This window comes from Mesorhizobium cantuariense (genome assembly GCF_042647205.1).
Taxonomy (GTDB): domain Bacteria; phylum Pseudomonadota; class Alphaproteobacteria; order Rhizobiales; family Rhizobiaceae; genus Mesorhizobium; species Mesorhizobium cantuariense.
This window is the reverse complement of sequence record NZ_JBHRVD010000001.1, coordinates 1,869,735-1,882,722: the sequence shown is the minus strand read 5'-3', so window position 1 is coordinate 1,882,722 and position 12,988 is coordinate 1,869,735. Positions and strand designations below refer to the sequence as shown.

Annotated in this window: 11 protein-coding genes; 4 read left to right on the top strand and 7 right to left on the bottom strand. The window is 64.2% G+C overall.

The features are described 5' to 3' along the window. Positions 1–15: 15 nt before the first annotated feature. From ACFOJ9_RS08640 to ACFOJ9_RS08610, 7 genes are all read right to left on the bottom strand, one after another. Entirely contained in the window at positions 16–1,056 is a 1,041-nt protein-coding gene (locus ACFOJ9_RS08640) for an ABC transporter ATP-binding protein (RefSeq protein WP_378978489.1), read from the bottom strand. A gap of 21 nt (positions 1,057–1,077) precedes the next feature. After that, positions 1,078–1,923, bottom strand: a complete 846-nt coding sequence (locus ACFOJ9_RS08635; protein WP_378978488.1) for a carbohydrate ABC transporter permease — start codon at positions 1,921–1,923, stop codon at positions 1,078–1,080. After that, positions 1,920–2,765: a carbohydrate ABC transporter permease gene (locus ACFOJ9_RS08630; RefSeq protein ID WP_378978487.1), complete on the bottom strand. Its 846-nt coding sequence runs from the start codon at positions 2,763–2,765 to the stop codon at positions 1,920–1,922. The genes ACFOJ9_RS08635 and ACFOJ9_RS08630 overlap by 4 nt, the downstream gene beginning before the upstream one ends. A 151-nt stretch (positions 2,766–2,916) precedes the next feature. Then, positions 2,917–4,188, bottom strand: coding sequence for an ABC transporter substrate-binding protein (locus ACFOJ9_RS08625; RefSeq protein WP_378978486.1), 1,272 nt, complete (start codon positions 4,186–4,188; stop codon positions 2,917–2,919). Positions 4,189–4,224: 36 nt separating this feature from the next. After that, on the bottom strand, positions 4,225–5,268 hold the full coding sequence (locus ACFOJ9_RS08620) for a LacI family DNA-binding transcriptional regulator (RefSeq protein WP_378978485.1): 1,044 nt from the start codon (positions 5,266–5,268) through the stop codon (positions 4,225–4,227). Positions 5,269–5,566: 298 nt separating this feature from the next. After that, entirely contained in the window at positions 5,567–6,601 is a 1,035-nt protein-coding gene (gene ftsZ, locus ACFOJ9_RS08615; RefSeq protein ID WP_378978484.1) for a cell division protein FtsZ, read from the bottom strand. Positions 6,602–6,841: 240 nt separating this feature from the next. After that, positions 6,842–7,774, bottom strand: a complete 933-nt coding sequence (locus ACFOJ9_RS08610; RefSeq protein ID WP_378978483.1) for a GntR family transcriptional regulator — start codon at positions 7,772–7,774, stop codon at positions 6,842–6,844. A 136-nt stretch (positions 7,775–7,910) separates the two neighbouring features. Here ACFOJ9_RS08610 and ACFOJ9_RS08605 point away from each other — a divergent pair, with 136 nt between their 5' ends. From ACFOJ9_RS08605 to ACFOJ9_RS08590, 4 genes are read left to right on the top strand one after another with little or no spacing between them, the layout of a single operon-like run. Then, a complete protein-coding gene (locus ACFOJ9_RS08605) occupies positions 7,911–9,107 on the top strand; it encodes a C45 family autoproteolytic acyltransferase/hydolase (protein ID WP_378978482.1) in 1,197 nt (398 codons plus the stop codon). Beyond that, positions 9,089–10,030, top strand: coding sequence for an ABC transporter permease (locus ACFOJ9_RS08600; protein ID WP_378978481.1), 942 nt, complete (start codon positions 9,089–9,091; stop codon positions 10,028–10,030). Before ACFOJ9_RS08605 ends, ACFOJ9_RS08600 begins: the two co-directional genes overlap by 19 nt. Continuing rightward, complete coding sequence (locus tag ACFOJ9_RS08595) at positions 10,027–10,854, top strand: ABC transporter permease (RefSeq protein ID WP_378978480.1); 828 nt, start codon at positions 10,027–10,029, stop codon at positions 10,852–10,854. Before ACFOJ9_RS08600 ends, ACFOJ9_RS08595 begins: the two co-directional genes overlap by 4 nt. Before the next feature lie 42 nt (positions 10,855–10,896). Continuing rightward, the gene (locus ACFOJ9_RS08590; protein WP_378987656.1) at positions 10,897–12,528 is read left to right on the top strand and encodes an ABC transporter ATP-binding protein; all 1,632 of its coding nucleotides are present in this window, start codon (positions 10,897–10,899) and stop codon (positions 12,526–12,528) included. The last annotated feature ends 460 nt before the right edge of the window (positions 12,529–12,988 follow it).

Sequence of the window (12,988 nt, the reverse complement as noted above, 5' to 3'; positions counted from 1 at the left end):
CGCAAGCTTTCGGTATCAAAGGGCATTGGTGGTTTCGGGATCGAACCAGCGGATGCGGTCGGGTTTGGGCGCCAGCCGCAGATGATCGCCGATCTGGACGCCGGCGTTCGAGTCCAGGATGGCGCGGAACAGGCCGCCCTCGACATCGCAGGTGACCAGCGTGTGCGGTCCCAGCGGCTCGATGACGCGCACGGTGGCGTGTAGCCCTTCGCTGCCGGCATCGACATCCTCGGGGCGGATGGCAAATTCGATCTTCTGCTTTTCTGATTTAGGGCCCGGCAGCGTCAGCCCGGCAACGGTCCAGCCTCCATTCGCGGCCTTGGCCGCCGGGATAAAATTCATCGGCGGATTGCCGATGAAGGAGCCGACGAAGCGCGCGGCCGGATTGCGGTAGACCTCGACCGGCGACGCCGCCTGGACGATGCGCCCCTGATGCATGACGGCGATGCGGTCGGCGAGGCTCATCGCCTCGACCTGATCGTGGGTGACATAGATGGTGGTGGTCTTCGAGGCGGCGAGCACACCCTTGAGCTCGGCGCGCATTTCCAGCCGCAGCAGCGCGTCTAGGTTCGACAGCGGCTCGTCCATCAGGATGACGTCTGGCTCCATGGCGAGCGCCCGGGCGACGGCAACACGCTGGCGCTGGCCGCCGGACAGCTGGCCCGAATAGCGCTTCAAAAGCTGCTCGATATGCATGAGTTCGGCGGTGCGGGTGACGCGGCGCTCGACGTCAGCCTGCGGCAATTTCTTCATGCGCAGGCCGAAGGCGATGTTCTCGAACACGGTCAGGTGCGGAAAGACGGCATAGTTCTGGAACACCATGGCGATGCCGCGGTCACGCGGCGGCAGATGGTCGACGCGGCGGCCGCCGATCCACACCTCGCCCTGGCTTGGCGTCTCCAGCCCGGCGACGATCCTGAGCAGCGTGGTCTTGCCGCAGCCGGATGCGCCGAGCAGCACCATGAATTCCTGGTCTGATATGGTGAGGTCGACCTGATGCAGGGCGGTGAAGCCGCCGAAGCGTTTTGCCACCCCCTTGATCGCAATTTCAGCCATGAGCGGTCTCCGTGCCCTGCGTCATCGGTTGGCGATCCCCCACATGGCGAACAGGTATTTTCTTACGGCGAAGATGAAGATCAGCGCCGGCACGACCAATGCCGCGCCACCGGCGAATTTGAGATAGAGCGGCGATTCACCGAGGCTCTGCAGCAGGAAGGCGGTCAGCGTGCGGTTCTCGATGGTGAGCACGGCGGCGGCAAACACCTCGTTCCAGGAGATGGTGAAGGCAAACACCGCCGAGGCGGCAATTCCGGGCAGCGCCAGCGGCAGGATGACCTTGCGAAACGCCTGCCATCGTGTGCAGCCGAGCGTCCAGGCCGCCTCCTCGAGTTCGACGGGAATGCCGGAGAACAGCGAGAAGGTGATCAGCACGGCGAACGGCAGCGCCAGCGTGGTGTGGACCAGCGCCAGCCCGATCGCGGTGTCGTCGAGACCGGTGCGGATGAACATCACCGCCAGCGGCAATGCCAGCAGCGGCAACGGGAAGGCGCGCGTCATCAGCACCAGGAAGCGGAAGGTCTCCTTGCCTGGAAAGTCGAAGCGCGACAGCGCGTAGCCGGCCGGCGCGCCGAAGCCGATGGCGAGCACCATCGTCAGGCTGGCAACCAGGACCGAGTTCCACAACGCCTTGGCGACGCCGGCGAATTCGATGAAGAAGGACAGGCTGCCAAAATCAAAGGACGGAAAGAAGCGCTTGGGAAAGGCGGTGACCTCACCCGGCGACGACAGCGCGTTGACGATCAACAGGTAGATCGGCAGCAGCACCCAAACGCAAAGCAGGATGGCGGTGGCGATCAGCAGCCAGTCGCCGGCCTTGCGCGCATCGGCGACTGCTGCGGCCGGCGCTTCGGTGACTGCGCTCATATCCGCGCCTCCTTGGGCACGCGCAGCACACGCAGGAAAAACAGCGTGAAGCCGATCGAGATGGCGAGGATGAGCAGCGCCGAAGCGGCGGCGACATTGCGGTCCTGCAGCGTGAATTGCCAATTGTAGGTCTCGCCCATCAGCACCGGCAGGTTGGTGCCGCCAAGCGCTGCGACGACGGCAAAGACCTCGAAGGCGAGGATGACGCGCAGGATGATCGCGGTTTGCAGGCTGGGGCGCAGCAATGGCAGCGTGATGCGCAGGAAGCGCTGCCACGGGCTTGCCCCGAACACTTCCGCCGCCTCGTAATATTCCTTGGGGATCAGGCCCATGCCGGCGACGAGGATGACCATCATGATCGCGGTGGCCCGCCAGATCTCGGCCAGAGCCACGGCAATGAAGATGGTCAGCTTGCTCTGGTAGCCGAGGAACATGACCGGCTTGTCGATGACGCCAAGGCTGGAAAGCAGCGTGTTGAGGAAGCCGGATTGGTCGAAGATGGCGAGCCAGATCAGGCCGGCGGCGAGGTCGGAAATGCCGAGCGGAATGGCAAAGACGTAGAGCGCGGCACTGCGCCCGGTCTCGAGCCGCGACACCACGCTCGCCATCAGCAGCGCCATGACCAGTTGGATCGGCACGACGATGGCCGCCAGCAGTAGCGTGTTGCGGACGGTGAACGGGAATTTCCAGCTGCCGGCCATGGTGCGGAAATTGTCGAGGGTGAAGGCGCCATCGCGGGTGACCGCTTCGAAGGCGACCAGCGCGAACGGATAGAGGAAGAAGATGCACAGGAACAGCGTCGCCGGCATCAGAAGCAGATAGGGCAGAGCCTTGCCGTGCATGGCGTGTCCTTTGAGGTGGTGCGGCCAAGTGGTGCGGTTTGGGCGCCCGGAGTGCAACAAACTCCGGGCGCCCCCTCGGGAGGATTCCTACTTTTGTTTGACCATGATCTTTTCCGAAAACCGGTTTCCCACTTTCGGGATCACGGTCTGACTATTCTACCGGGCAAGCGCCGTCGGATGGCTTGTCGGGCGCCCAGCACGGTGCCTTGGCCTGGTCGATGATGGCCTTGAGCGCCGTCGCTTGTTCCGCGAGCACGCCGTGCACGTCCTCGCCGCCGAGCACGATGCGCTCGAAACTGTCGGTGTAGACCTGGTTGAACTTGCCGCCGAGATCGCCAAGCCCCATCGGCAACAGCGCCGGCAGTGCATCGGGCGCACCGGTCATGGTGGCGATCGCCGGGCCGAAAGCCTTGACCGAGGCCGGCATGTCGTCGGGCAGCTTGACGTCCACGACCGGGAAGAAATTGGTTGCCTTGAGCGTCGCGATCTGGGTTTCCGGCTTCAGCATATAGGCGACCAGCGCCTTGGCCTTGTCGATGTCAGGCGAGGTCTTCGGAATGGCGACCCCGGCCACGACAGGCATGAAGCCGCGACCGGCAGGACCGGCCGGCGCCGGGAAGGCAACGAATTCGTCCGGCTTCTTGTTGAAGGCATCGGCAAGCCGCGCGACATGGTCGAACGCCACCCAGACTTCACCGCTCAGCAATGGCTCCTGCATGAAGGCGTAGTTGGTCGAGTTCGGATTGGTGTACTGCCACAACTCCTTGAACTTGTTCCAGGCGGTCTCGGCTTCCGGCGAACGGAACTTGGTCACCATCGAACCGGTGTAGGACGGATAGAGGAAACCTTCGAAGAAGCGGTGCTTGAGCCCCTTGGGACCGGCAGGAAAGCCGAATTTCGGCGAGCCGGTCTTCTCGGCGATGTTCTTCGACCATTCGATCAGCTGGTCGTAGGTGATGGTGTTGAGATCGACGCCCGCCGGCAGATACTGCAAGGCCTGCTTGTTGGCCGCCATCAAATAGGTGGCCTGCATCCATGGCAGGTATTTCTGCTCACTGGAGCCGAGCATGCCGAGCTTCTTGTAGGCCTCGTTGACCTTGACGCCGCCGACATCGACGCCGGACAGATCGACAAGGTTCGCGCCGACAGTGGAGAAATCGCCGTGCAGGCCACCCAGCAGGCCGATCGTGCCGGAGCCGGCCTGCAATTCGGCCTGCAGGCGGGTGAGCCAGGGACCATCCTCGGCGACCTGATAATCGACGGGGCCGTCAAAGCCTTTCAGCACATCGTCGCGCATCTTCTGGGTTTCCTCGACCGGGCGCGCCTGCGTCGACCAGAACAGCACCTGCTGGGCCTGCACGCCACCTGAGGCCAGCGACAGTGCAAGTGCTGCACCTGCCAGTGTCTTCAATGCTTTCATCATGATCTTCCTCCCTGGATAGGCGCCGTCATGGCGGCGTCAGCTTCTTGTCTGCGGTGCGGGTCCATGGCTGGCGCGCGCAACCAGCGTCGGCCGGATCAGCCGCGTCAGCGGTGCGGCAGGCCTGTCGGCGATCACCGTGAGCAGCATGTCGGCGATCTCGCGCGCGCATTGGCGGATCGAGGCATCGAATGTGGTGAGGCCCGGCGGCGCGTAGGCCGACGCGGCAATGTTGTCGAAACCGATGACGGAGAGTTCGCCCGGCACGCTGAGGCCGGCGCGGGCGGCCTCCTCCATCACGGTCAGCGCCAGTTCGTCGAACAGGGCGACGATGGCCGTCGGCCTGTCAGGCCCCTGCAACATTCGGTTGACGGCGTGGATGCGGGCTTCGTGATCGAAGCGGGGCGCCGTCACCACATCAAGCCGCACCGACGGATCGCCGCAACGGGCGATGGCGGCGGCGAGACCATCCTGCCGCAAGTGGCGGAAGGTCATCGGCTCGGAGATCGTCACCAGGCCGAAATGGCGGTGGCCGAGATCGTAGAGCATATCGAAAGCCTCGCCGAAGGCATGCGCGCCGTCGGTGTCGAGCCAGTTGTAGCCGAATTCGCTGTCGAGCAGCCGGCCATGGGCAACGAAGGGAAAGCCACGCTCGCGCAGATAGGCGAGCCGTTCGTCTACCTCGGCGATACGCGTGACGACGACGCCATCGGCGCGTCCGGATTCGACGACATGGCGCAGCACCGACAGTTCCGAATGGCCAAAGGCCGCGGTGGCCAGGATCAGGTCGGCGCCGTGCGACACCAGCCCTTCGCCTAGCCCGGTGACGAATTCGCCAAGGAAAGAATCGACAAGGTTCGGCCCGCGGATCGGCAACACCAGGCCGACGAAGCCACTGCGGCCGGAGACAAGCGTGCGCGCCGCGGTGTTGGGCACGTAGCCGGCCTGACGCGCCGCTTGCGCGACACGTTCGCGCGTCTTCAGCGCGATCTGTTCATGGCCGGCAAGCGCGCGCGACACCGTCGTGATCGACAGGTCAAGGCTAGCCGCAAGCTCCTTGAGCGTGATGACGCGGGTCGTCATCATTCCTCCCTCGAACGAGTTTGAAACGTTTGTAATTGTCTTTTGCAAAATTGCAAACGTTTTAAATTTCTATTCAAAGCGGACGGACAAGCGATCCAACCATCGGTGCGGTGGAGTTTGGGCGTGCCCTGGCGATTGGCGAAAACACCCGTCGCTTCGTCATTGGGGAGTGCTGATGGTAGTTTATCGAAACGAGCGATGAAACCTTGACTGCCAACAGGCCTCCCGCCCGTCAAATCCTCTGGGCAGCGCTACGAGGGCTCCGCAAGCAGTCCGACCAACGAGTATCGGGCAGATCCTATTGAAGCGTCCGCGCCGGCTGGCCGGCGTGGTCGCGGGCGATGCCGGCATCGGCTTCCTCTGCTCCGAACGCACGGTCGAGACCCGTCGCCACCACCGAGACCCTGAAGCGGCCTTCCATGCCCTTGTCGAAGATCGCGCCGACGATGATGTCGGCGTCCTCGTAGACTTCTTCGCGGATGCGGGTGGCGGCCTCGTCGACCTCGAACAGGGTCATGTCCCTGCCGCCCGATATCGAAACCAGCATGCCCTTGGCGCCCTTCATCGACACTTCGTCGAGCAACGGATTGGCGATCGCGGCTTCCGCCGCCTTCATCGCCCGGCCCTCGCCGGACGCCTCGCCGGTACCCATCATGGCGCGGCCCATGTCGCGCATCACCGATTTGACATCGGCGAAGTCGAGATTGATCAGGCCTTCCTTGACGATGAGATCGGTGATGCAGCTGACGCCGGCATAGAGCACCCGGTCGGCGATGACGAACGCATCGGCGAAGGTGGTCTTGGCATCGGCGATCCTGAACAGGTTCTGGTTCGGGATGACGATGACCGTGTCGGCGCTCTCGCGCAGCCGCTCGATGCCCTCTTCGGCCATCTGCATTCGGCGCCTGCCCTCGAAGGCGAAAGGCTTGGTGACGACGCCCACCGTCAGGATGCCGGCCTTGCGCGCCGCCTGGGCGATGATTGGAGCAGCACCGGTTCCCGTGCCGCCGCCCATGCCGGCGGTGACGAAACACATATGCGTGCCGGCCAGATGATCCATGATCTCGTCGAGCGATTCCTCGGCCGCGGCGCGGCCGATCTCGGGAAGCGATCCGGCGCCCAATCCTTCGGTGACGTGCGCGCCAAGCTGGATCAGCCGCGTCGCCTTCGACATGGTCAGCGCCTGCGCGTCGGTGTTGGCGGCGATGAACTCGGTGCCCTGAAGCTGCTCCGCGATCATGTTGTTGACGGCATTGCCGCCACCACCACCAACGCCGATGACGGTGATCTTGGGTCTCATCTCGGAGATTTCGGGCTTCTTGAACTCGGTCATGCCTGTTTCTCCTTCGCCAAATTGCGCGCGCTTCACGATCCACCCGCAGACTGCCTTGGGGACATTGCAATCGAGCGGCGTGACGCGAATCAGTCCGTTCGGATGGGTACCCCAAAAAGCCAGAGAGCGGCCAGAGGTGCAAGTGCGCGCAAGGTCAAGATTTGTGATGACGGTTTTGCACAGCGTGGCGCAGACGCCGCGTGCCTGAGTGCCAGGCCGCGAGACCCGGCAATGCTGGCGTCACGGCGAGCGCGGCGGTGAGGCGAATTCCGACGCCTGGCGCAGATGCTGGCGAAGCAGCGCCTCGGCCCACTCGACCTCGCCAGCCTCGACGGCGTCGAGAATGGCGAGGTGCTCGCGGCAGGACTGCTCGAGCCGTTCACCCGGCAATTGCTCGAACCCGGCCGATTCCTGCAAGCGGCGCAGATTGTTCTGCTGGCGCACGGCGTCGGCCAGGAACCGGTTGCCGGAACAGGCCGCAAGCCCTTCGTGGAACGACGCATTGACCCGGAACCATTCATCGCCGCCGGTCAGCGTCTTGCCGTCGAGGATGGTCGACAGGATTCGCTCATGCGCGCGCCGCACCGGCGCCAGTTGCTGCGGATCGGCGCGGAACATCGGCGAGCGCAGCGCGGCACACTCGACGGCGATGCGGAATTCGTAGCTCTCCCGATAGGCGTCATCGCCGACCAGCGACTCGGCGAAGCGCCAGCCATGCCCCGGCAGGCGCTGCACCAGCCCCTCCGCGGCAAAGCGCAGCAGCAGCTTTCTGATCACGCCGCGCGACACCTGGTAGCGCGGCATCAATTCCGCTTCGGAGACATCCTGGGGCAATTCGCCCAGCGAACGATCCTTCATCATCCGGCGGTAGAGATCCTCGAGCGGCGAACTTGGCAGGATGGTTTCCGGGTCCAGTTCGGTGACGTCGCGCGCCAGCTGCAGCCCCCTCGTCTCGAACCCGCTCAGAATGCCTTGCGCCACCAGAAGCTCGAGTGCGGCACTGATGGGAGAGCGCGAAACTCCAAACGTACGGGCAAGATCCGGCACCGAAATACGGGTTCCGACCGCCCAGCCGGAATCGCGGATGCGTTCGAGTATCCGGCGCGCCAGATCTATCTGCAGCGGACTTGCCGCTCCCGCCGATATTGGTGGCGCGATGGTATCCTGGCTCATGCGTCTTCTCCGTGGTGTTCGCATTATAGATAGGCCGAACGACTGTTCGAAAGGGCTATTTCCAGAAAATTTCTGCTTTTCATTTGCATAAAATGCACTATGGTCGATCTTATCTGTAAATTCGAGGCCTCTTTCCATGATTGCAGTCGCGCCCTTTCCGCTTGTCGATGTGAGCGGAGCACCCACCGAGCGCGGCAAGGCCTATGGTGAACAGGCGCGAGAACGCATCGGCGCTTCGGTGGCTTTGTATGCCGCGCAGCTCGATAAGTTTGGCTTCGGCGAGGATGACGTCGGACGCTTCTGCGGCATATTCCTGCCGCGCCTGCGGCAATGGGCGCCCGATCTCGTCGAAGAAATGGACGGGATCGCCGCCGGCGCGAATCTCGGCCTGTCCTCTATCCTGCTGGTCAATGCCCGCACCGAAATCCTGCAGCTGGCCAAGCGCGAAAAAGGTATTTCCGACGACGAGCCGGACGGCTGCACGGGCGCCGTGATCCTGCCGGCGGCGACCAAGGCTGGCCGCTTGATCCATGGCCAGAACTGGGACTGGCGGGCCGAATGTGCCGAGACCTCGATCGTCCTGCTTGTGCGGCGCGAGGACGGCCCGGATCTCCTCACCTTCACCGAGGCCGGCGGACTGGCGCGCAGCGGCTTCAATTCGGCCGGCATCGGCATCACCGCCAACTATCTGGAATCCGATCGTGACTATCGCGAGATCGGCATCCCCCTGCCCTTCATCCGCCGCCGCGCACTGGAGGCGCAGCATTTCGCCCATGCCATCAAGGTGGTGGCGACGACGCCGAAATCCGGCTCCAACAACATGATCCTGAGCACCGCCGAGGGTTTCGCGGTCGACCTCGAATGCGCGCCGGACGAGGCCTTCCCGATCTACCCCGACAAGGAGCTGATCGTGCACGCCAATCACTGGCAGAGCCCGGTCGCCTTGTCGAAGCTGCGCGAGACCGGCCTCAACGACGTGCCGGACAGCCTCTACCGCGACTATCGCGTGCGCCGGCACCTCACTGCGCGGCATGGCGACATCACCGTCGAAGACCTCAAGCAGGCGCTGTTCGACGATTTCGCGGCACCTCTCAGCGTCTGCCGCCCGGCAATCCGCAAGGAAGGCGGCAACCTTTCGGCGACGGTGGCGATGATCGTTTTCGAGCCGGCCAGCGGCGTCATGGAAATCGCACCGCTGCCGGCCGAAAACCGCGACTTCACCCGTTATGAACTGACGATGGACGATGCGATGCTGGAAAGGCTGGCCGGGCAGCAGCCGATGGAGCAGTCTTCAACAATCGTGCGGGAGAAAAGATGGTCCGCTTCATCCTGACCCGTTTGGCCAGCGCTGTCCCGACGCTCATTCTGGTGTCGGTGGCGGTGTTCGTCATGATGCGCTTCATCCCGGGCGATCCCGCGGCGCTGATGCTGGGGGACCTGGCAAAGCCCGGGCAGGTCGAGGCGATGCGGCGGCAGATGGGCCTCGATCAGCCGCTGGTGATGCAGTATTTGATCTGGATCGGCAATGTGCTGACCGGCGACTTCGGCCAGTCGATCGCCAATGGTCAGAAGGTGCTGCCGCTGATCCTCGACCGCTTCGCGGTCTCCTCCGTCATCGTGCTTCTAGCTGTACTCGTCGCCTCGGTGATCGCGGTGCCCGCCGGCATGCTCGCCGCCTGGAAACAGGACAGTCTCAGCGACATCAGCGTCGTCGCCACCTCGACCATCCTGCTTTCCATCCCGAGCTTCTGGCTCGGGCTGATGCTGATGATGATCTTCGGCCTTTACCTCGGCTGGCTGCCGATCGTCGGCTATGTGCCCTTCAGCCGCGATTTCGGCCATGCGGCCCTGTATGTGATCCTGCCGGTCGTCACCCTGGTGCTGGTCGAATCCGGCCCCATCGCGCGCATGGCGCGGGCGAGCACCATCGAGGTGTCGCGGCTGGAATACATCACCCATGCCCGCGCCAAGGGCTTGTCCGAAGGTGCGGTCATCTGGCGTCATGCGTTCAAGAACGCTTTCGCGCCGACCCTCACCTTGATCGGCTTCGTGCTCGGCAGCCTGCTTTCCGGCATTGCCGTCATCGAGACGGTGTTCACCATTCCGGGCCTTGGCCGCCTTCTGGTCGATGCCATCTATGCCCGCGACTACCCCATCGTTCAGGGAACGATGCTGTTCGTCGCCTTCATCTATGTCGTGGTGAACCTGATCGTCGACCTCGTCTATCCGCTGCTCGATCCGAGAGTCACCGCATGATCGCCCGCGCGCTCCGCCGGCCCGGCATGAAGTTCAATGCCGTGTTCGGCATTATCGTCACCGGCGCCCTGATCGTCCTGGCGGTGATCGGGCCGTGGATCGCGCCTTACGACCCGCTCAAGCTCGACCTGCCGGCACGCCTTTCCGGACCGTCGGCCATGCATCTGCTTGGTGCCGATGAATTCGGCCGCGATGTGCTGAGCCGTCTCGCCAGCGGCGCGCGGACCAGCGCCTGGATCGCCTTCGCGACCGTCATCTTCGCACTGGCCGTCGGAACGGTGTTCGGCGTGCTGGCCGGCTTCCTGCGCGGCTGGGTCGATCGCATCATCATGATGGTCAACGATGCCTTCCTCGCCTTTCCGGGCCTGCTGCTGGCGCTCGGCCTGATGGCGGTGATCGGCGCCAGCCGAGAGGGGATCATCGTCGCGCTCGGCCTTGCCTACATGCCGATCGTCGTGCGCGTGGTGCGGGCAGCGGTCATGTCCATCCGCGAGCGCGAATATGTCGAGGCGTCGCGCGTGATGGGCAACAGCGAGATCATCACCATGGCGCGGCATGTGCTGCCCAACTGCGTGGCGCCGATCATCGTCTTGGCCACGACCATGTTCGGCTGGATCATCCTGTCGGAAAGCGCGCTGAGCTTCCTTGGGCTCGGTGTGCCGCCTCCCGCTCCCAGCTGGGGCAACATGCTGTCGACGGCCAGGCCCTATATCAGCCAGGCCCCGCATCTGATCATCCTGCCAGGCCTGTGCATCTCGATCACCTTGCTCGGCATCAACATGCTGGGCGATGCGGTGCGCGACTGGCTCGACCCGAAAATGTGAGACGCTGGAAACATGCTCGTGGCGACCGGGGACAAGAACACGATGCTTTCAGTGCGAAGCCTGTCGATCTCGGCCGGGCCAGCCGGAAAGCGCATCGTCGACGAGCTCAGCTTCGACCTCGCGCCCGGTGACATGCTGGCGCTGGTCGGCGAATCCGGATCCGGCAAGACGATGGCCGCCCGTTCGATCCTCGGCCTGCTGCCTGCCCCGCTGGTGACGACGCCGGACAGCGAAATCCGCTTCGACGGGTATGACCTGACCCGCCTCGAACCGAAGACATTGCGGGCGATCCGCGGCGCGCAGGTCGGCATGGTGTTCCAGGAGCCGATGGTCTCGCTCAATCCCGCCATCACCATCGGCGAGCAGATGGCCGAAGGGCTGCGCCTGCATCGCCGGATGCCGCGCGCCGAGATCAGGGATCGCTCGCTGGCGATGCTGGAGCGAATCCAGATCAAGGATCCCGGCAAGTGCCTCGTCGCCTATCCGCATGAATTCTCGGGCGGCATGCGCCAGCGCATCATGCTTGCCTCGGTCATGCTGTTGAAGCCGCGCCTGTTGATCGCCGACGAGCCGACCACCGCGCTCGACACGCTGGTGCAGCGCGACGTGCTCGACCTGATGACCGAGCTGACACGTGAGAACAGGACGGCCGTCCTGTTGATCAGCCACGACCTCGGCATGGTGTCGCATTATGTGGACAACGTCGTGGTGATGCGCGAGGGCAAGGCCGTCGAACAAGGCAACAGCGCTGAAGTGCTGCACTCGCCGCGGCATGAGTACACCAGGCGGCTGGTGGATGCCTTGCCCAAACGCAGCGCCGGCGGATCGAGAGCGGCTTCGTCAGGCGACCCGCTTATCGAGATCAGCAACGTCGTCATCGACTATCCGGGCCGCCGCCGGCTGTTTACCCGCACCGAACCGAAGCGCGCCGTCGACGGCGTCGGCCTGACGATCCGGCGCGGCGAGACGCTGGCCCTGGTCGGCGCGTCGGGCTCAGGCAAGACGACGCTCGGGCGGGCGATCGTCGGCCTGGTCAAACCGTCCTCGGGCACGATCACGTTTCTCGGCAAGACGATTGCGAATGGCCGTTCGGTCGATGCCCGCGCCCAGCGCCGCGACATGCAGATCGTTTTCCAGGATCCCTATTCGTCGCTCGATCCACGCCAGCGGATCGCCGACATCGTCGCCGAGCCGTTGAAGCTCGATGCGGGCATGGACGGCAGGAAGCGCACTATTCGCGTCGACGAAATCTTCGATGAAGTCGGCCTGACGCGCGAGCTTCTCCAACGCTTCCCGCACGAACTGTCGGGCGGCCAGCGCCAGCGTGTCGCGATCGCGCGCGCCATCGCCAGGCGGCCAGCTTTCGTTGTCGCGGACGAGCCGGTCTCGGCGCTCGACATGACCGTGCAGAAGCAGATCCTGCTTTTGATCCGGTCGCTGCAGGAACGCTATGGCTTCGCCTGCCTGTTCGTCTCGCATGATCTCGGTGCCGTCGAACAGGTCGCCGACCGCGTTGCCGTCATGCAGGACGGGCGGATCGTCGAGATCGGTGACCGCGACGACGTCTTCGACAACCCGCAGCACCCCTACACGCGCTCCCTGCTCGACGCGGCGATGCTGATCGACCGCCGCTTCGCCGATGGCGCCGGCGCCAAGCGGGCGGCGGTGCAATGATGACACCCTTTGGCCTGATACCGGAGATCTGACGCTATCCGTCAGTTTCGATGGGTGGCGAACGGCTTGACGAGGCTCAGTTCGCATCTGGCGCCATTGCCGGCGACCCCATCTGGGGCAACGTCCGTCGCTTCGTCATCCACCGGGCGGAGCGGACGCGCAGACCCGAGGATCCATGCTGCGACCTGCGAGTGTCGCTTGCGGTGATGAATTTGCCCGATGTCGGCGGACCCCCCTCTGTCCTGCCGGACATCTCCCCCGCAAGGAGGGAGATGTCCGGCAGGACAGAGGGGGGTGCTGTCCCGCCAGCGTCCCGCAGAGGCTCTGCACCGTGGCGGCGCTTTGAAGTCGCGGCAGGATCCTCGGGTCTCCGCGACGGAGCTTCGCTCCTGCTTCGCCAGGGATGACGAAGTCGGAGAGGCTTCGGCCAATCTCCACGGAGTGCGATAGTCCGCTGAAA